Genomic DNA, 24,865 nt, shown 5'->3' with positions numbered 1-24,865 from the left:
CTACACAAAAAAATAACCTTCAACACCACTAAGGAAGTGGGGCTGAAGGTTATTTTTTTCATTTGATTTAGAAGCCTTTCATCTCAACGGGAAGTATTCAAGGCATGAGAGGTTTGATGCAGCTCTCTGATCATTTTATGCAACGTGTAATTTTCCTGACGTGTCACGCCGTGTTGATTTTCCTGAACCAGCAATTGATGGATGTTTCGTTTTAGAATTTCACTTCGACGTTCCAGCATTTCGGTACTCATAAATAAATGAACACTCCCTTTGTCATGAATAAACCTACATTTTTGAAATGAGCATAGGCCGAATATAAGGTTTCCTTTCGACTTCTTTAAGTATATCGTGCTGAACGATCAAGGGAAAACGGAGCGAGACTGCAAATTACTTTTTCTCATCATCCATGCCATGTCGACAGCGGCTCACCTCATGAGTTCTTAGATATACTTCCTGATGCTGGCGATAACAAGGGATTAGGGGTAATTAACTTAATGTATATAATTTGACTGTCTCATGTTTTCTGATTTAAAGGCTAGGCTATCATGGGGAGTTGGGGTTCTTGTGTGGAACATGACGGTTGGACAGCTCGAATAATAGATCATTCGATTTGTGTTCAATATGAACATACAGTTGCGATTACAGAGGATGGTCCTCAAATTCTGACACTGCTATAAAGTAGTAGTGCCTTTCTGGTTACTGGCGAACAAAATTATAACGAATATGAACCGCATTTATGCGGTTCTAATGCTAAAGCTTTCGCTCGGTTGCTAAACAAGAGGAAAAACGCTCTATTTGCCCTTGAAAAGCGTTTAAAAAACAGCGTATAATATAAATTATACGCTGTTTAGGTTTAAAACGACTTTTGGAATCTCTCCTGCGTAAGATGTCGATTGAATTGTCGATAAAAATCAGACGAAAATGATCGTTTTACAGTATATTTCGGAATATGAACTGAATTGGAGGCGAGCGGGATGAAAAAAGAGTTGCGACATGTGGAGCTCGATACAACAGAAGAAATTGATGAAATATATACTGAGGAGCTGGAAGCTTTTTTGATTTGGATGAAGGATGCTGGATATACGATACATACGCAAAAAAATTATATAGGGGATGTGAAGCAGTTTTTACGCACGTTGCGTGATAAACCACTCGATCAGGTGAAGAAGATTCATGTTATGTCGTATTTGTCTAAAGCGCGGGAAGGAGGCGCCGGAGATAGTACGCGGAACCGGAAGCATGCAGCGGTGAACAGTTTTTTTAAAGCGCTACAGGAATTTGAGTTATGCAGCACAAATCCGGCAGCGGGAATTAAAAAAGCAAAGACTGAAAAGAATCGTATGCCCGTCTATCTGGATGAAAAGGATATTCATCCGTTTTTGCTTGCGGTGGAAGGGAAATATGCAAATCGTAATATGGCAATTTTTCTGCTGATGGTTTACATGGGATTGCGGGTGGGGGAGGTTCACTCATTGAATGTCTCGGATTACAGTCGAGAAAGACGTACCTTAGATGTGTTCGGTAAAGGACGTAAGTGGCGTACTCTCCCGGTACCGGAAGCCGTGTGTGATTTTGTGGAGCATGCGTTGGAGGAAAGATTGACGCCGTGGAGAGGTAAAGAGGATGCGATGTTTGTATCCCAAAAAGGTCGCCGTCTGGCAGTGCGCACTATTCAACAGATCGCTACAGAAACGTTCGAAAGATTCCAGCAAGATAAGAGTATAGAACGCCGGGAGGCTTATTCCAGCCATAAGCTGAGACATACATTTGCGACAATGCTATTGCGTAAGGGAGCAGATCTGCGTACCGTACAGGAGCTGCTAGGGCATTCATCCATTCAGACAACCACAGTATACACACATGTCACTGATCGGGAAAAAGAAAAAGCAATGGATAAGCTGGATATTCAGATACCAATATCAGGATTATAAGTACAGCGTGAAAGTTGAGATTAAATGAAAATGAGTTTACATAATAATAATTATGTAAACTCATTGGGCAGAATTACATCCTGACTTGAAAATCACATCAACGTCATTAGGTCATTACAATCATGAACGTAGTATTCTTTTTCATAGCGTTAGTCTTGTTTTTGATTGATTTGTTCCAAATGATGCCGCAAATGCTGAATATAATCGTCAACTAGCCACTGTAATGTTTCGGTGGAGTGGTCATCTTTTTGAAATCTTTTCTTAGAATCGAATGATGTACATGAGTTTAAAACATTTATGATTTGCTTATTCAATAGTTTCCATAGATGTATGACATCCACGTAAGAGAACACTTCCTGATACTGATTAGCTGCCACCCATTCATTTTGCGCATACGATTCAATTTTGATAGGGGATGTTGAATGCTTAATCATGATAAATCTTCGATGATTCTCGCCAGTTCTTCAACAGCATTCTTCAATAGACTAGCCTCCTTATTTTAATGATCGTCTTATGATTAGCATTAGAATAATTCAAAATAAGCTGGAAAGCAATGGTGAATTAAAGGTTAGTATGATATTGCCTTGACGAAAGCTAACACAAATTTATTTAAAGAAATAAATTTGAACCTGGTACTATGGTAGTTAATTTAAATGAGGACGTTCTCATGAAAGAAGAACATCCCTATCAATTTTTTGAATCCTACAAATCTAAGCATAAGATGCCTTTGTATCCTAACGTTAGAATGATAACAAAAGTGATTATTCGATGAGTGCCGGATTGAGTAATACAAATAAGAGGGAAACCGTTTAGTTTACATAATATATATTATGTTTTTCGTTGTGGTAGAATCTGCAAGTGGATCGCTCTTGTTAAGTGTCCGCTTGCAGATTCAAGTTTCACTGACAATATAAAAATAGCTTATTTTTCAGTTGAGAATATACCGGTGCGTCTATATTTCATTTTCTGGGGGAGATTCGATCATCACTCCTTCGACATGCTTGCGTCTCAGCAGTTTCCGTTTTTTGCGGTTTTCCTTGGTTTCTAAAACAATATCCAGATCATAGTCGTCAGGATACAGTTCAGTAGCAGCGATGTGAAGGACGAGCCTCTTTTTGTTAATGCTCAGTTTTTGTCCTTGGATCAAAATTCCGACATTCCCCCGTTCATCCTCGGTTTTGTATACAATTCCAGTTCGATCCAGGTAGCCTACATAAACACTATCACCAAGGGCAAATGGCTTGGTTTTGAGAGGAAGTTCTTGTTTCCTCTGTTTTGTGGCTGTATCGTCAAAAGCCGCTTTTTTAGGAAGAGACTTATTTGCATCATCAGACATTTCATCATCAACACAAGGGGGAATAACAAACGATTCCTGTGTATTTTGAGATGCTCTGCCCGCAGAAATGGCCTCGGAACGCTCGATAATACGTGTCCACATGCCCAGCTTCAGGGCAATTGCATATGCGTAGCTTTCTCCGGCCTCTCCAATGCGAAGTCGGTACAAAGGCTGTAGCGTTTCGGTATCAAACTCCATACGAGCATTCTGAAATCCCGGTGTATTTTCAGCAAAATGCTTAATTTCGCTAAAGTGCGTTGTAGCCACTACTGTCGCCCGGCGACGATGGAATTCTTCTAGCAACGCGATAGAGAGACCTACTCCTTCTCCCGGATCGGTACCGGATGCCATTTCATCAATCAGGATCAGAGTAGAGTTGCCTGTTGTCTCTAATATGCTAATCATGTTGCGGATGTGTGCAGAAAAGGTGCTCAAAGCATGTTCAATGCTTTGTCCATCCCCGATGTCTACCACAATTTCCTCGAATACAGCCATTCGGCTGCCATGCAAAACAGGTACCAGTAGCCCCGATTGCACCATTAGTGTTAAAAGACCGACGCTTTTGAGGGCCATCGTTTTTCCGCCTGTGTTCGGTCCGGTGATGATGAGTGAGGAATATCCTTCGCCAATTGAGAAATCAAGCGGCACCATGGTATGGGACATCAACGGGTGACGTGCACCTTGGATGTCTATAATCCCGTTAAGGTTAAGTTCGACAGGGATAGCATCCAGAGTCATGGCGTATTTGGCTTTTGCCAATAAAAAATCCAATACACCTACTGTCTCTGTATTGATGCTTAGTTCCCGGTTGTATGACTCAGCCATTGCCGTCAGGTCTCCCAGCACTTTCATTTCTTCTTTTGATTCTTCTGCCATGTTCGCGCTCTGATCGAATTGCAGATTCGTAATCTCGGCAGGTTCAACGTAAACCGTTTGACCACTTCCTGATTCATCCAGTACATTACCTTTCACTTGTTTACGGAATTCTTTTTTGATTGGAAGCACGTAACGGCCATTGCGCTGACTAATCATATTTTCTTGCATAATGGATCGGTGACGGCTGGTGAGAGAGTCAAGTTTTCTCTTGATACGTTCTTCAGTAACCGCAATTTTTTTGCGAATTTTAGCTAGTTCTTTACTGGCCATATCCGTCACACGTCCCGAATGAATACATCTTTCGATTTCGGATAAAAGTGGCTCCATGCTATACATGGAAGATGCATAAGCGCTGACGGTTGGAGCAGCGTCCGCCTTGGAATGCATATATTTTATCAGTTGAATACAGCTTCGAATGAATTGAGCCATATGAGAAAAATCACGCTCGCTGAACATATACCCGGTTCCGAGCAGTTGAAGAATGTGCTCCATACCTTCCAACGAAGGAACAGGAACGCTTGCTCCGTGGCGAATGATCTGTAACGCTTCGTTCGTTTCGTCAAGACGAATCTTAATGGTACGGATATCAGTAATTGGCCGCATAGTAGCAGCGTGACGCTTACCCAGGTAAGAAAAAGCACATTCAGAAACTCTTGTTTTAATTTGATCATATTCCAAACGCAGCATTGTAGTTTCGTTCATGAATAAATCTCTCCTTTGGTTGTGTGGTGTAAGGATTTAGAAAACCTTGCTGTTAAAATAAAAAAGGGCGGAGAATGAACAAAACGTTCATTCTCCGCCCTTAAGGAAAGAGGGAATTTATCTTCAAATAAGCCTGTTATTCAACTTTTGTAGTTCCGAGTTACGTTTTTCCAATTCATTCACGCAATAGTTCTTTGCTAAGCTATTGGGATCGTGAAAGGAAGACGTTTAAAGGGAAGTTACAAAATCTGAAAACAAAAAAACCGCGCTGAACACAGCACGGAATAGGGCCTAGATGAAGATAATCCCGAAGGCGATCTATGATATCCGCATGTTCTTAACTAATATCAGGGTAACAACACAGCAACAAACAAACCTGTCCCCGAAGGGTACAAGCGCCTGATGATACTCCCTGAATATGTAATTGCTTAGTTAAGAACGTTCACCGACATCAAAATCTCTCCCTTAATTGAAGATATAACCATACTATACGATTGGACAGGCGTTGAAGTCAAGTCCTACTTCTTTAATACGCTACAATGGTGATCCTTATATTAACATAACATATATTATGTAAACTCGATATCTAATAAAGTTTTGTTATCTATTAAATGATAATGAGAAGGATATTCAACAGGCTATTAACCGCCTTGTCCAAGGTGGAACGGTCATTGCTATTGCTCATCGCCTCAAAACGATACGAAACGCGGACCGTATTGTAGTATTGGACAAAGGAATGGCCGTAGGGCAGGGACAACATGATGAGCTGTTGGATGATAACGGCCTGGATGCACGATTGTGGAAAAGACAGCATGAAGGAAGAGAGTCATAATCCGTCTGAAATTATGATACAAACATTAAGAAACCGCCCCGGAGGATGGCATATCACCTCTCCAGGGGCGGTTTCTTGTGCTGCTATTCAGAATCATCGGCTATGACAGCTTGTACAGGCCGCCTGTCACGAAGCAATGGTAACAACAGCGTCGCTCCGACCAAAAACAAGCCGGCGCTCACGGTATATACGGTGTTCAGGGAGGATTCGTGTTTGAGTGTTCCGCCAATACTCATACCGACGACCATCATCCCGGAGAACAGGGGAGAGAGGGCACCACCGACGCGGCCGATAAAAGCAGCTTCGGCGTTTTTCATCATCATTGTGTTGATACCGATATGAATGCAAGGATAAAATAGGCCGCTGAAAACTTGTAGTGCCATGGTCAGCACAATATTGTGCGACCATCCGACTCCAAAGGTTGTCAGTGTGCTGACCAAAAGTCCGACCACCAGCAGTAATTGCGGCTGTACTTTTTTGGCAACCCCCATAATCAGACCGCCTCCCACCAGCATAGCCGCTCCGTTCGCCATTAATGGCCATTGCAGGAATTCCTTGTTTTGTCCAAGGTTCTCGATGGCGATAAAAACCATTAATGGTTGAATAAGTCCGACCGCTAGCCCAATTACGGTGAATGTTCCCCCAAGCGTGCGAAGTGTGCGGTTATTCCATACATAACGTATTCCTTCTTTAAGCTCTTGAATGAAATGAGGGGGTTGATCATCTATCTCAAGTGCTTGTTCATCTTGTGGAATACGAGTCAGGACAAGCGCCGAGATGAGAAACAATATTCCGGATATAGACATTGAAATGAAAATTCCAAAGTGTTGATAAATAAATGTACCGATAACGGGGCCGATAACCATAAATAATGCCATGAGAGATTGAAAAAGGGCCATCACTCCCTGAAGCTGTTCTGGTGCTACATGCTGCTTAAATATCTTCATCGCAGACGGCTGAGAAAATTGAGATAGAATGGCCGAAAAGAAAGTGGACAGCAAAAGCACCTGCCATGACCCGTACCATAATGCCAACAAGACAATAAAAATAGAGGCAGCGGACAGCAAATCGCAACTAATCATGGTCCGTTTGGGCCGCCAACGGTCCGCGAATGTTCCTCCAATGATAGCGAACAGAAAAATAGGCATGAATTCAGCAACTGAAATGAGCGACACGTATACGGGATCATTATGAGTCAAATCTGTTACATACAACAGTATGGCAAAGTTGCGCACCCAAATGCCCAAATTTAGCAGCGCATTGGAGGCGATTATGGTCCTTATATATGGATTATTAAACAACTACAAACTCTCCTTTCCTTTTCCAGGGTACAAGATCCTTGAGATGTCATTTTAAATAAACAAAAAATATTTTTGTCTATGTAATAATAGATAATATAATAAATTAACTACTATTTAGTCAAATGTTTTTTGAATCATGAAGAAAGTAGAGCATAGAAAATAAAGAGGTCAATGATCGTTAAGAACGTGAAATAGAATAGTAGTAAAAGTACTCACTTTAAACTTGTGAATTAGGAATGATATCTAATCGAAAAATTAATTTACATAATAAATATTATGTTAACTAAAAATATTTATCTTAATAATAGGCGGCTGAATCCGATGTACCTTTTAAAATCATAGTGATATAATTACGCGTACATGCCTGAAAAGGAGCGAATGGAACGTAAATGAACTTTCAAGTGGATTTTTTATCTTTTTTTGTAATTCAGGTAGATGGAAAAGAAGGACAGGGTGGTAAGTCCTATAAGCATTACGCTACGATGGACGACTACGATTATGACGAAAGCGATGTTAAAAAATTTCTGGACGGGGAATTTACTCGTATTAGCAAGCGGAAGGTTGAAAAAAATCCCAGCACAGAGCAGGCACCGACCAAAATCGGCCGCTTTATCGTCGAACCGGAGCATGAATTGAGCAGTAATCCGAATTTTAATATGTTCGCCCGACTGCGGGCAGCAGAGGATAAGGAAGATTTTAAAAATGCTTGTGACGATCTGGTGCGGATGTATCTGGATACGAGCGCAGTACGCGGCGGAGCGCTGATCATTGTACAGGCAACCTTGAATACACACTCGGATGATCCGTTTATTTTTGTGCTTAAATGTGATTTCGAGCCTAAAATTGCCAGAATTACTGAAAGCAGTCTGGTGAGTGAGGTCGAAATGGCTATTTCTGCCCGTAATATGAAATCCATCATGTATCCTTACATGCTTGAGGAGGGGATGAACGATGAGTGGGAGCTTAAAATTCACCAGTCTTCGCATGCCCGGTATTTTGAGGATTTTTTGAAATTCGTGACCTATGAGCAATCCATGCCGGAAATCGTCAATGAGCATGTCATGGGCTTCGTTCAGAATTACGTAGAAACCAAATGGCCGGATGCATCTAATGAGGAAAGACAGCAGGAAGAGCGCGATCTGGAATTGTGGGCGGCGAGCGAAAAACGGGATCTGCAAGGGAAATGGGAACCTCTCCAGGTCGTAGAGGCTGCACAGCATATTGTCGAGCTGAAACCAGAAATTGAAGTTCGTTTTAAACTAGATGATACGGCCGTGCGTGGGCTACTGTCCGACTTTGGCGCCAAGCTGCATATCACGAAACTTCATGATCGATATGCACTTATTATTGAAGGTGACGCATTTACGTTTGAAAAGGGATTTTCACCGATTGAGCTGCTTCAACCTGAATCGTTTGAAACGGTGGCTGAGCGGCTAAAAGAGAAACGCCAGCATGAAAATGAGGATGCGGATGGCGATACGCCACCTTGGTAATTCGAATGCATAGCAGGACGACAAACTGAATTTTTACATTATAATGACTAAAAAACTGGCCTCTCAACGGATATTACCGCTGTGGAGGCCAGTTTTGTTTAGCTTTTATGTTCCCGATCTACATATGAACTTTGCTAATTTGATCTTTCAGCTTGTCCGCAGATTGAAGCAACCTAGCACGTTCCTCGTCATTGAGCGGAAGATCCAAAATTTCACGTACTCCATTGTGATCTACGATACTTGGAACACCTAAATATACGTCAGATACTCCGTTATAATCTTCCAGCAAGGTGGACACATTAAGTACCGACCCCTCGTCACCGAGAATGGCGGCTACGATTCGGTCGAGAGCCAGCCCTATAGCATAAGAAGTTGCGCCTTTAGCATCTATAATTTCATAGGCAGCATTCTTGGTATTTTCAAAAATTTCATTTTTCGTTTCTTCACCCAGTTCCAGCGGAGTTCCAGCTACGTTGGCCGTGCTCCATACAGGTAACTCGGAGTCACCGTGTTCTCCAATAATGTGGGCGTGGATGCTTCGTGGATCGATGCCTTTTTGCTTCCCGATCAAATAGCGGAAGCGTGCGCTGTCCAGCAACGTTCCTGATCCAATGACTCTGCTTGAAGGCCAACCACTGCGTTTCCAAGAGATGTAGGAGAGAATGTCCACTGGATTGGTTGCGATCAGCAAAATGCCATGTGTATTGACCTTGACGATATTATCAATAATACTTTCAAAAATTTCGGCATTACGCTTGAGAAGATCAATACGTGTTTCTCCCGGCTTTTGTGAAGCTCCCGCTGCAACAATGATGATATCTGCATTACGGCAGTCTTCATAATCACCCGCCCATACTTTGACACCGCCGAGAAAAGGAAGCCCATGATTCATATCGAGCATTTCCCCCTTCGCCTTTTTGACGTTGACATCAATAAAGACAAGTTCTTGCATGCGTTGGCGCAGCAGCAGGGTGTAGCCGGTTGTTGTGCCAACCGCTCCCATGCCGACAATAGCCACTCTACTTCGTTTGTAAGGTTTTAAGCTCATAAAATCCTCATCTCCTTCTCGGGTTGTATACCTTTTCATTTTGGGATATTACTTAAAAATTTATCTTTCCAACTCAGTGTACCCTATATACTAACCCATCGCAAAGAAATATGACATTTTTCCTTGACTTCAAAGGCGAGCTCGCTAATAATTAATCGAATGATAAGAACACGCACTAAAGCGTTGCAGCACCGATATTGACGCATGAAATTATGGAAAGAGGATTCGGCATATGGACTTATTTCGAAAAAAAACAGGACTGCTCCCGCATGAGGAAAGCGGATCTACAGGTCGCTTAAAGAGAACAATGGGTGCCTTTGATCTCACCATGCTAGGTGTAGGATGTATTATCGGTACCGGGATTTTTGTTATTACTGGCAAGGCAGCAGCAGAAAATGCAGGTCCTGGATTGATGCTCTCCTTTGTTATTGCAGGTATTGCCTGCGTACTAGCAGCCTTATGTTATGCGGAGCTATCATCTACAGTTCCCGCAGCTGGGAGCGCTTATGCGTATAGTTATATTGTATTTGGAGAAATTTTGGCCTGGGTACTGGGTTGGGACCTGATTCTGGAATATGGAGTGGCGGCCGCCTCTGTGAGTAGTGGATGGTCTGCATACTTTCAAGGCTTGCTGGCTGGATTTGATATACATTTACCGCTGGCTTTAACCGCAGCCTTCGATTCGACCAAGGGAACCATTATTGATCTACCAGCCGTGTGCATCATTATGCTCATCACACTGTTACTGAGTCTCGGAGCCAAGGAGACGGTTCGATTCAATTTAATAATGGTTTGTGTTAAAGTCGGAGTTGTATTGCTATTTATTGCAATCGGTATCTTTTATGTTAAGCCTGACAACTGGACACCATTTTTGCCTTATGGATTTTCTGGTGTTTTGAGTGCTGCGGCAATCGTATTTTTTGCTTATCTGGGTTTCGATGCCATCTCAACTGCAGCCGAAGAAGTTCGCAATCCGCAGCGGAATATGCCCATCGGCATTATTTCTTCTCTTGCGATCTGCACGGTATTGTACATTGCCGTTTCAGTTGTGCTAACGGGAATGGTACCTTATACGCAGTTGGGGGTAAGTGATCCTGTTGCGTTTGCCCTCCGTTTTATTCATCAGGATTTCGTAGCCGGATTGATTTCAGTCGGAGCGATTGCGGGGATGACCACCGTTTTACTGGTGCTGTTGTTTGGTCAAACACGGTTGATTTTCTCCATGTCACGTGATGGTCTTTTACCCGTTTTTTTATCTAAAATAAATGCCAAAACTCAAACACCGATTCGAAGCACTTGGCTGGTAGGTAGTATTATCGCATTGGCTAGTGGATTGTTCCCGTTACATGCACTGACCAATTTGACGAGTATTGGAACCCTGTTCGCTTTTGCTGTGGTATCGGTAGGGGTTATCGTTCTGCGCAAGAAACGCCCTGATTTGAAAAGAGGCTTTACTGTGCCGTGGGTTCCGTTGCTCCCGCTTTTAAGTGCGTTGGTTTGCATCGGTCTGATGCTTCAGCTTCATATTAGCACCTGGATTGGATTCATTGTGTGGCTCCTGCTTGGATTGCTGATCTATTTCTTCTATGGATACCACAAAAGTTTGTTGAACCGTAAATCCTAATAAATTTTAGTATAAAAAGCCGGCATCCTGCACTTTTGTGAAGGGGCCGGTTTTTTTTGTCATTACGCGAAATGTGTCACATAGAGGTGTTTATGGTATAATTCTGTTTCAGATAAGCTTTTGGCACGTGATTACAGCATGCCATCGAGGGAGGATTTTTATATGAAACTGCGCTGGCGTGCGCTCTTGGGGGGAGTACTACTGCTGATAGGTATTCTGCTGACTGCCTGTTCTGCTGAAGCCCCAGAAACGTTAACAAAACCTCCGATTGAGGAACCTGATGATCAGGGTCAGACGATTACTATTAATCCACCAGTGACTCCAAAGGTGGGCGATCCCAACGCCAAATATGTAGTTCAGACGCGAATAGCGGATTTTCATTTGATTGATAATAATAAAGGGTTAGTTTGGGGAGTTACCCATAATGAGCTCCGACTTTATGATACTCATGATGGCGGAAAGACATGGAATAATATTTCCCCCTCCGAAAACGTCCAATTTCAAGACAAACTTGAATATGGAAAGGACATCAGTTTCACTGATTCGCGTCATGGTTGGGTTGTCCGCCAAAATTTGGACAAAACAGCAACCGTCATTCTGAGAACAGCAGATGGAGGACAGAGCTGGGATGTTTCAGCGCTTCCAAGCGGGGATCATGTGAGCTCGATCCAATATGTAAATCCAACTACTGGCTGGATCATGGCATATGTAAAACTGAATGAGCAGGATCAACAAAAACTGTTGTATCACACCACTGACGGTGGAGCCACGTGGAATAAAGTTGCGCAAAGTTCTGGTATGACATCCAACAAATCAGGCTCAGGTTTACCCGATCGGGGCAGTCTGGCCGGGATGAGCTTTTCTTCCAACAAGCAGGGATTTGTAGCGATCAATCTAGATAACAGTGTTAAGTTGTACAAGACTTTGAATCAAGGGAAAACCTGGACGCCGGTAGCTAACAGAATTCAGGGCTGCCCTCAGGCCAAAGCAGAAGCCCAGCAGTCTCTGAAAGGGAGCAGTACCTCGTATTGGATTCCAGTTCTTTGCTCTGGGGTTAACGGCACAAAATATAATGGACTGTTTACAAATGATACAGGGGCCCAATGGAGCGATGTATCTTTGGGTCTGAGTAGCAACATTAATTCTATTATCCCTGGCCGTACGTTTCTAAACGAAAAGGAAGGGTGGATCATAACCGAAACCGGATTGACCCGTACATTGGATGGGGGGAAGACGTGGACAAGTCTCACAGGCAACAAAGTGCTACCCTTGAAGCTAAAAGACTACCCACGATCGGTCAAGCTCCGTTTCGCCTCTTCTTCGGTGGGTTGGCTGCTTCTGGAACGCCTTGATGACAAGAAGTCACTGCTGCTGAAAACGACGGACGGCGGTGCGAACTGGAGAATTTTATAATCGCTATAAAGGTGATTGCCCTGGGGTATTTTTCTCAGGGCGTTTTATTTTTAAAAAATTTAAATTTTATACGACTATATGTGAAAAAAATCACAAACTAACGAATAAGCCGCTGTTATACTAAACCTGTAAACAACGATAGGAGTGATAATCATGAGAGCGAATCAGGATCATATGTTAACCCAATACTACCTACAATTTTGTTATACTTGCCAGGATGCCTATGGTTGCACGACTGAAGAGGACTGCAAGCAGTGTGCAGAGCGTTACGCTGAAGACGAAGATCATGAAGCTCTGGATGAAACACAACGTTATCTCCAGCTTGTACATGTGTAAATCAATGAATCATTCTGATATCGCCATATCTTGAGCCTCCCGGATTATTCCGTGGGGGCTCTTGGCGTTCTTGAGGGTTGCTATCAAATTTGGGCAGGAACATACATATACTGTTATGGAAAGCTTAGGTGAGGTCAGGATGCCCGGTCGTTTCCCTGTGGAATGCCTGGCGGAGAGGAGTGCGGTGCATGGGTTTTGAATCATTATGGATGTTCGATTGGCTGGGCACGGTACTGCCCGTATTTTTCGTTGTCGTGTTGGGTATTGTCGTGTTGTCTGCAGGCAGGGAAGTCATGGAATGGAGTCGGAATAAAAGGCAGCCTGTACTGACGGTCGGTTCCCGAATTACGGCCAGAAGGACACATCTCCAACAGAGGCGGCAGGAGGAACAAGGGACTCGCACCTATACTTTCTATTACGTAACCTTCGAAGTGGAAAGTGGCGACCGGATGGAGTTTAAGGTATCTGGGGAAGAATATGGTCAATGCGCTGAAGGGGATGAGGGACGGCTTACTTTTCAGGGTACAAGGTATATCGGGTTTCAGCGTCTTAATCGCTATAGCTTGGAACAGGTTAAAATGTAGAATTCAGTCTAATTATTTTTGGATTCATTTACAGCCTTCTGTAAGAAACCAGGGTAGGGGGCTGTAGATGTTTCTTGTTCAGCACATTTTGGTACATATATACTAGAACAGAGTAGTTCAGAGGAGGAATGATTCGTGTCATTTGAGGGACAAGTTGTTATTGTAACAGGAGCGGCGCATGGCATTGGGAAAGAGGTCGCTTTTGCCTACGCTGCTCAGGGTGCCCATGTTGTATTTGCGGACTACAATGAGGAAGAGGGTGCCGCAGCCGCTGCAGTAGCCCGGAACGAGGGCTATCAGGCCATTTTTATTCCTTGTGATGTACGAAAGGAAGAAGATATTGTGGCGCTAATCCGTGCCACGGTAGAAGAATACGGCACGATTCATACGCTAATTAACAACGCAGGCGTATCCAAATGGAAATCTCCATATGAGTTAACGCTAGCAGAATGGGATGACACTTTGAATACTAACGTACGCAGCTGTTTTATTGCCACTAGGGAAGCAGCTAAGGTGATGAAACGAAACGCAGAAGGTGGCTCTGTGGTCAATATGACCTCTACACGAGCTTTCATGTCAGAGCCGAATACAGAAGCCTACGCGGCATCCAAAGGAGCCATTGTGGCCCTTACGCACGCGATGGCCATATCACTAGGAAAGGACGGGATTCAGGTCAATTGCATCAGTCCAGGGTGGATTGAAACCGGGGATTATGAGCAATTGCGTACAGAAGACCATCAACAGCATCCGTCTGGGCGAGTAGGAATCCCTAAGGACATCGCACGGGCCTGTCTGTATTTGACACAACCCGGCAATGATTTTGTAACTGGTACGAATCTGGTAATAGATGGTGGCATGACGCGTAAAATGATTTACGAGCCGTAGTAAAAGCCTAAATGAGTAGTCCCAATTTTGGGGCTATTTTTTTTGTTTTTCTGGACTGTCACCCATTGGGCATTTGTACCATATGATAGGGTATGTGATGGAGAAGCGAGGAGGGGACGCGTTGGCTGTAATCAAGACCAACTCAGAGGATGTAAGGACACTCGCCCGATTGATGCGGGCAGAGGCCGAAGGAGAAGGAGAGCAGGGGATGCTCATGGTTGGCAATGTCGGAGTAAATAGGATTTTGGGCAATTGTCTGGATTTTCAGGGGATTCGCCTTATGAACGATATGGTGTTTCAAAGTCCAGGCGGATTTGAAGCTACCCAAAAGGGGTACTTTTATCAAAGAGCCCGTGACCGTGACATTCGTCTTGCCCGTCGTGTCATTAATGGGGAAAAAATACGCCCGGCGTCCAATGCATTATGGTTTTTCAGACCGGCAGGAGACTGTCCGAACACCTGGTATAACCAGACCAATACCGGACGTTTTAAAGCCCATTGCTTTTTTAGCCCGTCTGTACAGGATTGTCCTGCCGTCTATTAGAACGCTTCAACATGAGTTTGAATAATTTAAAACCATTTTAGGAGGAATTTACATGATTTCACAGCAAGCTTACCGTCCTGTTTCTTATCCTGCTGGTAGCGGGTATCCCGAATGGCCCAGAGGGATGAATCCGGTCGGAACTATGCAGCCCATCAGCACCTTCCCCCCTCAGGTTAACAGCGGTAGTGCGATGACACCGGCTGGTATGGTGGTACAGAGCCAGACTCCACAATTTGAGCAATCATATATTGAAAACATTTTGCGCTTGAACTTGGGTAAAACAGGTACCTTTTATATGACGTATGAAAATAACCGGGAATGGAATGCGAAAATATTCAAAGGTATTCTGGAAGCAGCGGGTCGTGACCACATTATTATCAGTGATCCGGCTACGGGCAAGCGGACGATTTTGCTGATGGTGAATCTGGACTATGCTACTTTTGATGAGCCATTGTTGTACCAATATCCCGGCGTCATCGGGAATCCGGGTGCATCCCCGGTTCGCTGATGCCTTTATATATATGAGTCTACATCCTCTGCCAGACGGCAGGGGATGTATTTTGTTTATAATCTTTCTCAAATATAGTAGCTTTCTTGGTGGTAAGCGGCGAAAACGAGAGCTTTACGACCTAAATGATAGTGGAGCTGTTTTTTCTGACATTGCTTGTGGTTTGACTGTATAGAGTATAGTTATATAATTAAATATAAGCTGATGAATAATCTAATCATTTATGCGGAATATGGCTTTGGAAGCCGGAAGGAGTGAATGTGTTGGGAAGTTGACGCTGCTTATGATGTGTTATCGTTCTGTCTATGATGAAACTATCCGAAGGAGGTGCGCCTGTCTGCCGTAATGACGGCTGATGGGGAGCATATTGAGTGACCCTTTACCGAGTATGTTTAACTTATTTATTGTTTTTGCATTAGTACTATTGAATGGTTTTTTTGTATCTGCGGAATTTGCCATGGTGAAGGTCAGAGGCAGCCGTATTGAGACTTTGGTGGAGGCGGGCAATAAAAAGGCCGTATACGCCGCCAATATGTTACACAACTTGGACGCTTATTTGTCTGCCTGCCAGTTGGGTATTACACTGGCATCGTTGGGACTAGGATGGATCGGAGAGCCGGCCATCGCACATTTGATCGAACCTGTATTTACAGCCGCTGGATTAGGAGCGGTATATGTGCACGGTACTGCCGTGGTTATTGCATTTATTGTTATTACGATTCTGCATATTGTGTTGGGTGAATTGGCGCCCAAAACGATAGCTATTCGTAAATCTGAGACCATTACGCTGTATTCAGCCATGCTGATGACTTGGTTTTACAAGTTGATGTATCCATTCATATGGGCGTTAAATGGAATGGCGAACAGCCTGCTGCGTTTATTCCGTCTGGAGCCGGTATCCGAGAATGACGATTCCGCGCATACCGGAGATGAAATACGCATTCTGATGAAAGAAAGCAATAAGAGCGGACTAATTGATAATACGGAATTGGCGCTTGTTGATAATATATTTGATTTTACCGACACGACCGCCAGGGAAATCATGATTCCGCGAACTGAGATGATCTGCTTATACAGTAATGAGTCCACAGAAGAAAATCTCGCGATTGCGACGGAAAGCATGAGAACCCGTTATCCAATCTGCGCCGAAGATAAGGACCATATTATCGGCTTTATCCATATTAAGGACCTTCTGCGGGCGAACACACTGGATACCCGTACGATGATTCGACCGATTCTTGCTGTCCCTGAATCTACGCAAATTAGTGATCTGCTCAAACGCATGCAGCGTAGCAAGACGCAAATCGCAATTTTGATTGATGAATATGGCGGTACATCGGGTATGGTAACGCTGGAAGATATTATGGAAGAAATCGTTGGTGAAATTCAGGATGAGTTCGATCAGGAACGTCCGAGTTGTGAGCAGATTAATGACGAGGAATTTTCCATTGACGGCATGTTATTAATTGATGAAGTGAACGACCGCTTTGGGCTGGATCTTGATCATGAGGATTATGATACGGTAGGGGGCTGGCTATACTCACATGTCGAGGTTATTCCCCCACAGCCTGGTCAGACTGTAATGTTTGAGGGATGTATGTTCACGGTAGAAGAAGTTGAAAACAAGCGGATTTCACGTATTCGGCTGATAAAACAGCCTATCGTCGTGGAAGAAGCAGGAGTCTCATAACGGAATAAACCTAGAGAGCGACCTTGAACGATGTGGGGTCGCTTTTTATTTTGTCTCCTTTACAGAATGGACATGAATTGATATGATGTTCGTGTGATTGTCAACCTAATTATAATTATTTGGGTTGACAATAAAAAAGGAACTTCCTCTTCGTTGAAAATCTTATCCATTTACATGATCATTAAATTTTGGGAGGCAAGAAGGTATGAATTTACTAAACGAGGTTATAGATTGGGGCTCGTTGGCTGAAAAAGCAATACACGGCAGCCGTGTATCGCTGGAAGAAGGCATAGCGGTACTGGAAGCCGATGATGAGGAGTTATTACCGATTATGCAAGCTGCATTTCGAGTACGACACCATTTTTACGAAAAAAAAGTAAAGCTCAACATGATCATGAACGCCAAAAGTGGCCTGTGCCCAGAGGATTGCGGTTATTGCTCACAATCTATCGTATCCACGGCGCCTGTGAACAAGTATAGTATGTTGGACAAGGAATCACTGTTGGCTGGAGCTAGGGAAGCAGTTGCACGGAGAGCAGGGACGTATTGCATCGTAGCTTCGGGCAAGGGCCCAACAGATCGGGAGCTGGATCAGGTGATTGAGGCTGTACAAGAAATTACTCATACAATGCCACTCAAAATTTGCGCTTGCTTAGGGATTCTCAAGGGAGATCAGGCACGGCGGTTGGCAGAGGCTGGGGTACATCGATACAATCATAATTTAAATACAAGTAAGGCCAACTATCCCTCGATTACAACCACACATACATACGATCAACGCGTCGAAACTGTGAAAATGGCACAATCTCACGGAATGTCTCCATGCTCTGGCGTTATTATCGGGATGGGGGAAACGAATGAGGAAATCGTTCAAATGGCTTATGCCTTACGGGAGTTGGATGCTGACTCTATTCCGGTTAACTTCTTGAATCCAGTCCCCGGAACCCCATTGGAGGGAGCAAAGCGAATATCACCTATCCAAGCTTTGAAAGTGCTGGCACTGTTCCGATTCATCTGTCCATCCAAAGAAATACGCGTTGCAGGTGGACGAGAGTTGAATTTACGCTCATTACAACCGTTATGCCTGTATGCAGCGAATTCAATTTTTGTTGGAGATTATTTAACGACAGAAGGCCAAGAGGTCACATTTGATCATCAAATGATTGAAGATCTTGGTTTTGAAATTGAGATGTGTGCCCTTTCAACCGTATAATAGAAATTGTACAAACTTGGAAGGGAGAGTTAAACAATGAGCGAAAAAGTATTTATTAGTCCAGGTAAATATGTGCAAGGGAAAAATGTGATTGATAAAACAGGTGAGTATGTTAAGCCATTAGGCCGTACTGCCTTGGTTATTGCGGACAAGCTGGTTTGGGAGATTGCAGCCGACCGCGTGGTAAAAAGTCTGGAACTGGCTGATATTACAGCAGTTAAAATTGAATTTCAAGGGGAAGCCTCCAAAAACGAAGTCAACCGTATTGTGGATCAGGGACGAAGCGCCCAGGTCGACATTGTCATTGGTGTAGGTGGCGGTAAAACGCTGGATACCGCTAAAGCTGTAAATGAACTTCTCGGTTCCTCAGTTGTGATTATTCCAACGACTGCTTCTACAGATGCCCCTACTAGTGCACTATCTGTTTTGTACACCGACGAAGGTGCATTTGATACGTATTCCTTTTTCAGTAAAAATCCGAGCCTGATCCTAGTGGACACAAAAGTCATATCTCAAGCACCGCCCTTATTCCTCTCCTCAGGCATTGCAGATGCCATGGCGACGTGGATTGAAGCCCGTGCGGTCATTGAAGCTCGCGCAACGACAATGGCTGGTGGTTTGCCAACTTTGGCGGCAGAAGCCATTGCGTCCAAGTGTGAGGAAGTTCTTTTCGATTACGGACTGCAGGCTTACGAATCCGTGAAACGCAAAGTCGTCACACCTGCGCTTGAAGCGGTAGTGGAGGCGAATACGTTGCTAAGCGGTTTGGGCTTTGAAAGCGGCGGTTTGGCAGGCGCACATGCGATTCACAATGGTTTTACCGTTCTGGAAGGAGATATTCATCACCTAACACATGGTCAGAAGGTAGCTTTTGGCACCTTAGTCCAGCTTGCCTTGGAAAAAAGACCTTTGTCCGAGGTGGAGCGGTATATTGACTTTTATCTAAAACTCGATCTGCCTGTCACGCTGGAAGACATTAAGCTACAGGAAACTTCCCGAGAGGATTTGTACCGGGTAGCTCAGGCTGCTACCAAAGAAGGCGAAACTGCTCACAATCTACCATTTGCTGTCACAGCGGATGATGTGCTTGATGCAATTTTAGCGGCTGACCAGTATTCACTTGCCTATAAGGCCAAAATTGGACATAGAAACTAACTCCATACGAAATAAAGTAGATTCAAAGGCCGCTGATCAGCGGCCTTTTTTCCATTATTTAACTTGCAACTTATGTTATGATTTTTATGGTACATAATCAGGAAATGCCGGGAGTATATTTAGGGCTCCCCTAAAATTTGAGAGGAGTTTAGCGATGGCAAAATGGAACGTAGAAGATCAAGGTATTCAATATACTATTGAGTACAAGCGTAGCTTAACTGGCGGGAGAATTATTGTGAATGGAAGCGAGCAGAAGGTTAAAAGCCAGAATGCATTTTTGAACTTGATTGATTTTCCTATTAAATTGAAAGAAAAAGCTGTAAATGTTGTTGTCATTGGCAACAAAGCGGATTTAGCTGTGGACGGTGTATATCTTGGGTCCAATCAACCTTATGTTCCTGTGAGTAAAGTTCCGGGCTGGAGTTGGGCTTTTGTCGTGGTCAGCTTGGTTATAGGATTGCTATTTTCGGGGATTTTCGGTGTGTGTATAGGAATATTGGGCAGCATGTTTTACGTGAAATCATCTTTATCCATGCATCAAACCACCAATCGAAGAGTTGTAAATTGCTTTATTGTCTTTTTCATCATCAGCGTGATACAAATTGTTTTTGGAATTGCAGCGAATTCTTGGATTAACACGTTGTAAAATAGATCAACTTAGCCTAAGGTTGAAGCAAGAAGGCTCTCACGCATGAAGCGGTGAGAGCCTTTTTGCCGTGTTAGATCGCCCAATTTCCTTTACGGAAGATAGGTTCCTCAGTACCGTCCTCAGTAACGCCGTTGATGTCCATTTCACTTGAACCAATCATAAAGTCGACGTGAGTCAGACTGGAATTCAGGCCGTTGGCAGCCAACTGCTCTTGAGTCATATCCTTGCCGCCTTTAAGGTTAAATGCATAAGCATTACCGATGGCCAAGTGGTTAGAGGCATTTTCATCAAACAACGTATTATAGAATAAAATATTTTTATCAGAGATAGGTGACTTGTGAGGCACAAGAGCAACCTCACCCAGGTAGTGTGAGCCTTCATCCATTTCTACGAGATGCTGAAGAGTTTCCAAACCGGTTTCTGCCTGAACATCGACAATACGTCCATTTTCAAAAGTCAGTGAAAAGTTGTCGATGATATTTCCGCTGTAGCTAAGTGGCTTGGTGCTGCTGACCTTACCGTTCACTCCCGTTTTAAGCGGAGCTGTAAACACTTCCTCAGTAGGCATATTGGCTACAAAAGTATGTCCCTGTTGGTTGACGCTTTCAGCCGCTACCCACAGATGATCTTTTGCCAATTCGATGGTGAGATCTGTGCCTGGAGCCAGATAATGCAGCTTTTTATAGCGTTTGGCATTTAAAATATCAGATTTACTGGAAAGGGTTTTCAAATGCTCTTTCCATGCCTCCACGGGGTTATCCAGATCCACACGCACGGTGCTGAAAATGGCATCCCACAGTTTATCCATTTGCTCGGAAGCTGGCAGATCAGGGAATACTTTGGCAGCCCATTCTGCAGAAGGATAAGCAATCAGAGACCAACTGAATTTGTCGGCCATTTGATATTCGCGGTATTGACGTAATTCATGTGACCGCACGCGCTGAGCAGCAGTAATTCGGCTGGACGGAATCCCCTGAAGCAAATCCGGATTTTCTGCAATGACATGCAGTACAGCTGCGCCATTTTCGACCTCTTCAGTCATTTCGGCTGCATACCATTTGGGAGCAATATTAAAAGTTTCATCAGGAGCTAGTTCATACTGTAATCGAGTAATGGTTTCATCACTCCATTTTACTGTAACCAGCTTGGCTCCGGCAGTATACGCTGATTTGACGATAAGTCTCACGAGTTCGGCGGACAAAATTGGTGCATGAACGATGAGTGTCTGCCCAGGATGGACATTGGCGCCGACCCGAACGGCTAACTCGGCATATTTTTGCAATTTTTGTTGAAAATCTGACATGTAACTTTCCTCCATTTCACGAAAAGCCTTAAATAAGGCTTGGGTAACTTGCACAGTTTTTTTGCAAATTCCACACATAGCTTATATATTGTACAATGTAACGAAAAGGTTCACAAATTAGTTTTGGTACTATTTAGTGAAAATGAAAGGGCGGATAGATGAATGACAGAGCAAAATTCACCTCAGGAAGTGAAAGAAGTACATATTCAACAGGCACAAATGACAAGAGATGAGAATGGTGCTTATTTGGGTCAAGTGGTATTTGGAGTAGACGGGCAGAGTTCTGTATATGAAATCACATTCCACAGTAAAAGGGGAAAGGAATGGGATTACAGTCTTCATTTTGCGGGAGAGCCACGGGTGGAGGAAGAGATGCTGCAAATGGATAGCTGGATTGAAGAGAACGATGATTTATTCGACTATTTGCTAGATACGGCATGGAGCAAATTACCCGAGTAATGTAAACATGGTCTATTTTCGTGACAAGCGGATTATATTTAGCAGTGTCCGCATAATCTGCTGACATGGGGGAAGCCTAAAGGTCGATATTAACAGTAAATTCCATGTGAATAGGAGGGTGAAGCTTTGGCAAATCATCTGTTCACCGAAGGAATGACGGCAAATGAAGAGGCTGCTCCCGATCTCCTGAGCTTACGGACGCTGTTTGTAAATATGTGTTTTATTGGGGAGCCAGGAAGCCGTTCCTGGGTGCTGGTGGATACGGGGATGACAGGATTTACAGACTCGATTATACGCCTGGCAGAGGAACGGTTCACTGGCCCTCCGATCGCTATTGTGCTTACACATGGTCATTTTGACCATGTGGGTTCGGTTATTGAGTTGGTACAGCATTGGGGTACACCTGTTTATGCACATCCTTTGGAATTACCTTATTTGACGGGAATGAAGGATTATCAAAAACCTGACCCTAGTGTAGGGGGAGGTTTAATGTCGGGCATTTCCTTCTTATACCCCAATGATGCTATAGATCTCGATGATCGCATCACCTCCCTGCCCCAAGATGGCAGTGTCCCTGGTGCCCCTGGTTGGAAGTGGCTGCATACGCCAGGACATACTCCTGGTCATGTATCGCTTTTTCATGAGCGAAGAAGGTTAATGGTGGCCGGTGACGCTTTTATTACGGTGAAACAGGAATCGGTACTGGCCGTTATTTTACAGGAAAAAGAAATACACGGGCCTCCTGCGTATTTTACAACAGATTGGCAAGCTGCGCAGCGCTCGGTGGAAATGCTGGCCAAGTTAAAGCCTGAGATTGCAGTTACAGGACATGGTCATTACATGCATGGTACTGAGCTGACATATCAGCTGGAGCGACTGGCAGGAGATTTTGAGCACATGGCTGTACCCAAACAAGGACGTTATGTGTAGTCATGTGTGAAGGACGATGCCTTGCGGGGCATCGTTTTTTTTGTGGACGTGGAATTTTTTTGCTCAGCATGGTATAGTCAAGCCAAAAGCTAAACGCTTTCATTAAACATCGTCATTTCATCAAGGAGGATTTTTTGATGACACAACAACATGCTGCAATTGGTGATCTTTATTATGGAATACCGGCGATTCGTCTTAAATTTGGACGATATGAAGCGGTTGCCCTGCCGGGAAACGGCGCAAATCTGATTTCTTTTCGTGACAATGAAACGGGATATTCTTTTCTGCGTGAGCCAGATGCTGAGAGCATAGAGGCTTTTAAGCAAAGCCCATCCGTTTACGGAATTCCTTTCCTGTTCCCTCCGAATCGGTATGAGGATGGAAAATTCCTGTGGAATGGTGTTACATATGAGCTGCCGATAAATGAAGAGGCGACCCACAACCATCTGCACGGCTTTTTACACACTGTTCGGTGGGAGGTCGAGGACTACGGTTCCGGGGAGCAGGGCAGCTATGTGGTAATGAATCAGCATGTAAGGGAAGGACATCCCATGTTCCGCTATTTACCCTTCACCTTTACCATGAAATTAACGTACAGTCTGGACGAATTTGGCCTGCATCAGCGTTATGTGATCCATAACGAGGGCGATCAACCGATCCCCAATTTATTTGCCTTTCACACAGCGATTCGCGTTCCGTTCGTACCCGATAGCTCGCCTGAGGACTACAAGATTAAGGTCACAATCGGTGAGCGTCGTGAGCTGACGGAACGGTTGTTGGCCACAGGTCAGTTCCAGCCTTTATCTCCGGAAGAGGAACTGCTGAAGACGACGGGAGTTAGTCCTTATTTTGCCTCTATGGATAATCATTACACGGCAGCTCCGCAAAATGGACGCAACTACATGGAACTGACACACAGTAAGACAGGTGCTACCCTCGTATACGATGTAGGTACAGCTTATAAGCATTGGATGATCTGGAATAACAAAGCGAACAAGGAATTCATCTGTCCTGAGCCGCAAATGAACATGATCAATGCACCGAATCGTCCAGACCTACCAGCGGAGGAGATCGGATTGATAGCACTGGCTCCAGGCCATATTTTTGAAGCAACCAGCCGTTTGTATTGTATTACACCTAATAAATCGAAATCCTAGCATTTAAATTTATCCTTATAGGCCTGTATCGTGTCCAACGGTGCAGGCTTTATTTGGGGTTGTAAAGCACAGGTAAGGGCCAATGGGGAAGGAGGACGAAAAAGGTTGCAGAATGCCAAGCAGTCATAGTATGATACGAAACAGGAGATGATCAGATGAATTTTCCTTTTCAAGCCGTCAAACGCAAGCAAATCGCCGATGAAGTAGCTGAACAGCTGCAACGAAAAATTGCTACTGGTGAATGGGATGTGGGCACTAAGATTCCAACCGAACCTGAGCTCATGAAGCTATTCGGAGTCGGGCGATCTACAGTACGTGAAGCGGTTAGCGTTCTGGTGCATGCCGGTCTATTAGAGAAAAAGCAAGGACACGGAACTTTTGTTTGCCAACCGACAACTTCTCAAGAGCCATTGGATTACCGTCTAAGCCGTGCTGAAATTATTGAGGTTTATGAAGTGCGGAGTGTGTTGGAACTAGAGATTGCCAGATTGGCTGCGTTACGTCGTAAAGACGAGGATCTACGCTTGATGCGTGAGGCGCTGGATCGTCGTGCTGCAACCCTGGCCGCTGGAGATATGAACGGGTATTTGGATGCGGATATCACTTTTCACTTGGCTGTTGCCGGAGCTACACGCAATAAGGTGCTTACAGATGTATATGGCAGCTTTGTAGAGGCCATTCGCAAGGCGTTGAACAATCTCATTACCGATCCGGCGATGCAAAATCATTTTACTGTGCAGCATGAAAAAATATATGAAGCAATCCGGGATCAGGATGGCAAGGCTGCCGAGCTGTATAGTATTCAACATTTGGACGGCACCAAGCTGGAGCTGCAAAAGCATATGGGAAGTTCATAATTTTTTTTACTCTTAAACATCAGATGATCGGATGAATAA

General features: G+C 44.0%; 22 protein-coding genes and 2 pseudogenes. 19 read left to right on the top strand and 5 right to left on the bottom strand.

The features are described from left to right. Positions 1-83 precede the first annotated feature (83 nt). A complete protein-coding gene (locus MLD56_RS13295; protein ID WP_007432475.1) occupies positions 84-251 on the bottom strand; it encodes a hypothetical protein in 168 nt (55 codons plus the stop codon). 303 nt (positions 252-554) lie between these two features. Between MLD56_RS13295 and MLD56_RS13290 the strand changes: the two are divergent. Together MLD56_RS13290 and MLD56_RS13285 are read left to right on the top strand one after the other, a co-directional pair. Further along, positions 555-677 (top strand): annotated as a pseudogene (locus tag MLD56_RS13290) (type I methionyl aminopeptidase); the annotation flags it as partial. Positions 678-974: 297 nt separating this feature from the next. Next, a complete protein-coding gene (locus tag MLD56_RS13285; protein ID WP_029517491.1) occupies positions 975-1,931 on the top strand; it encodes a tyrosine-type recombinase/integrase in 957 nt (318 codons plus the stop codon). 952 nt (positions 1,932-2,883) lie between these two features. Here the strand turns inward: MLD56_RS13285 and MLD56_RS13280 are convergent. Next, the gene (locus tag MLD56_RS13280; RefSeq protein WP_029517493.1) at positions 2,884-4,845 is read right to left on the bottom strand and encodes an endonuclease MutS2; all 1,962 of its coding nucleotides are present in this window, start codon (positions 4,843-4,845) and stop codon (positions 2,884-2,886) included. Positions 4,846-5,458: 613 nt separating this feature from the next. Between MLD56_RS13280 and MLD56_RS13275 the strand changes: the two are divergent. Beyond that, a pseudogene (locus MLD56_RS13275) lies at positions 5,459-5,677 on the top strand (ABC transporter ATP-binding protein); the annotation flags it as partial. Positions 5,678-5,760: 83 nt separating this feature from the next. Here MLD56_RS13275 and MLD56_RS13270 read toward each other — a convergent pair. Then, positions 5,761-6,978, bottom strand: a complete 1,218-nt coding sequence (locus MLD56_RS13270) for an MFS transporter (RefSeq protein WP_029517494.1) — start codon at positions 6,976-6,978, stop codon at positions 5,761-5,763. 389 nt (positions 6,979-7,367) lie between these two features. Between MLD56_RS13270 and MLD56_RS13265 the strand changes: the two genes are divergently transcribed. After that, positions 7,368-8,471 carry a DUF3900 domain-containing protein gene (locus MLD56_RS13265; RefSeq protein ID WP_029517495.1) on the top strand — a complete coding sequence of 368 codons (1,104 nt, stop codon included), beginning with the start codon at positions 7,368-7,370 and terminating at the stop codon, positions 8,469-8,471. Between the two features lie 118 nt (positions 8,472-8,589). On the opposite strand, the gene MLD56_RS13260 is transcribed toward MLD56_RS13265, so the two are convergent. Then, entirely contained in the window at positions 8,590-9,519 is a 930-nt protein-coding gene (locus tag MLD56_RS13260) for an L-lactate dehydrogenase (protein ID WP_029517496.1), read from the bottom strand. 232 nt (positions 9,520-9,751) lie between these two features. Between MLD56_RS13260 and MLD56_RS13255 the strand changes: the two genes are divergently transcribed. The 11 genes from MLD56_RS13255 to MLD56_RS13205 all read left to right on the top strand — a co-directional run bounded on the left by MLD56_RS13255 (position 9,752) and on the right by MLD56_RS13205 (position 20,117). Next, entirely contained in the window at positions 9,752-11,143 is a 1,392-nt protein-coding gene (locus tag MLD56_RS13255) for a branched-chain amino acid transporter BcaP (protein ID WP_029517497.1), read from the top strand. Between the two features lie 162 nt (positions 11,144-11,305). Further along, a complete protein-coding gene (locus tag MLD56_RS13250) occupies positions 11,306-12,556 on the top strand; it encodes a WD40/YVTN/BNR-like repeat-containing protein (protein WP_029517498.1) in 1,251 nt (416 codons plus the stop codon). Between the two features lie 153 nt (positions 12,557-12,709). Beyond that, a complete protein-coding gene (locus tag MLD56_RS13245) occupies positions 12,710-12,892 on the top strand; it encodes a hypothetical protein (RefSeq protein WP_029517499.1) in 183 nt (60 codons plus the stop codon). A gap of 188 nt (positions 12,893-13,080) precedes the next feature. After that, positions 13,081-13,476, top strand: coding sequence for a DUF2500 domain-containing protein (locus tag MLD56_RS13240; protein ID WP_013371386.1), 396 nt, complete (start codon positions 13,081-13,083; stop codon positions 13,474-13,476). Between the two features lie 135 nt (positions 13,477-13,611). Next, complete coding sequence (locus MLD56_RS13235) at positions 13,612-14,361, top strand: SDR family NAD(P)-dependent oxidoreductase (RefSeq protein WP_029517500.1); 750 nt, start codon at positions 13,612-13,614, stop codon at positions 14,359-14,361. Positions 14,362-14,482: 121 nt separating this feature from the next. Next, positions 14,483-14,905: a cell wall hydrolase gene (locus MLD56_RS13230; RefSeq protein WP_029517501.1), complete on the top strand. Its 423-nt coding sequence runs from the start codon at positions 14,483-14,485 to the stop codon at positions 14,903-14,905. A gap of 52 nt (positions 14,906-14,957) precedes the next feature. Beyond that, positions 14,958-15,413, top strand: coding sequence for a spore coat protein GerQ (gene gerQ / locus MLD56_RS13225; RefSeq protein ID WP_029517502.1), 456 nt, complete (start codon positions 14,958-14,960; stop codon positions 15,411-15,413). A gap of 388 nt (positions 15,414-15,801) precedes the next feature. Next, the gene (locus MLD56_RS13220; RefSeq protein ID WP_193373352.1) at positions 15,802-17,103 is read left to right on the top strand and encodes a hemolysin family protein; all 1,302 of its coding nucleotides are present in this window, start codon (positions 15,802-15,804) and stop codon (positions 17,101-17,103) included. A gap of 205 nt (positions 17,104-17,308) precedes the next feature. Further along, positions 17,309-18,316, top strand: coding sequence for a biotin synthase BioB (bioB, locus tag MLD56_RS13215; RefSeq protein WP_029517504.1), 1,008 nt, complete (start codon positions 17,309-17,311; stop codon positions 18,314-18,316). A gap of 36 nt (positions 18,317-18,352) precedes the next feature. Then, entirely contained in the window at positions 18,353-19,471 is a 1,119-nt protein-coding gene (locus MLD56_RS13210) for a glycerol dehydrogenase (RefSeq protein ID WP_029517505.1), read from the top strand. A gap of 154 nt (positions 19,472-19,625) precedes the next feature. Next, on the top strand, positions 19,626-20,117 hold the full coding sequence (locus tag MLD56_RS13205; RefSeq protein ID WP_029517506.1) for a hypothetical protein: 492 nt from the start codon (positions 19,626-19,628) through the stop codon (positions 20,115-20,117). A gap of 73 nt (positions 20,118-20,190) precedes the next feature. Here MLD56_RS13205 and MLD56_RS13200 read toward each other — a convergent pair whose 3' ends face one another. Next, positions 20,191-21,423: an aminopeptidase gene (locus MLD56_RS13200; RefSeq protein ID WP_029517507.1), complete on the bottom strand. Its 1,233-nt coding sequence runs from the start codon at positions 21,421-21,423 to the stop codon at positions 20,191-20,193. Positions 21,424-21,585: 162 nt separating this feature from the next. On the opposite strand from MLD56_RS13200, the gene MLD56_RS13195 reads away from it, so the two are divergent. From MLD56_RS13195 to MLD56_RS13180, 4 genes are all read left to right on the top strand, one after another. Continuing rightward, positions 21,586-21,882, top strand: a complete 297-nt coding sequence (locus MLD56_RS13195) for a hypothetical protein (protein WP_023988878.1) — start codon at positions 21,586-21,588, stop codon at positions 21,880-21,882. A gap of 126 nt (positions 21,883-22,008) precedes the next feature. After that, positions 22,009-22,812, top strand: a complete 804-nt coding sequence (locus MLD56_RS13190) for an MBL fold metallo-hydrolase (protein ID WP_029517508.1) — start codon at positions 22,009-22,011, stop codon at positions 22,810-22,812. Between the two features lie 137 nt (positions 22,813-22,949). Further along, complete coding sequence (locus MLD56_RS13185) at positions 22,950-23,969, top strand: aldose 1-epimerase (protein WP_013310435.1); 1,020 nt, start codon at positions 22,950-22,952, stop codon at positions 23,967-23,969. A 155-nt stretch (positions 23,970-24,124) separates the two neighbouring features. Then, the gene (locus MLD56_RS13180; RefSeq protein ID WP_029517509.1) at positions 24,125-24,826 is read left to right on the top strand and encodes a FadR/GntR family transcriptional regulator; all 702 of its coding nucleotides are present in this window, start codon (positions 24,125-24,127) and stop codon (positions 24,824-24,826) included. Positions 24,827-24,865: the final 39 nt, after the last annotated feature.

This window comes from Paenibacillus peoriae, assembly GCF_022531965.1.
GTDB classification, from domain to species: domain Bacteria; phylum Bacillota; class Bacilli; order Paenibacillales; family Paenibacillaceae; genus Paenibacillus; species Paenibacillus polymyxa_D.
This window is presented reverse-complemented; position numbering and strand designations above follow the sequence as displayed.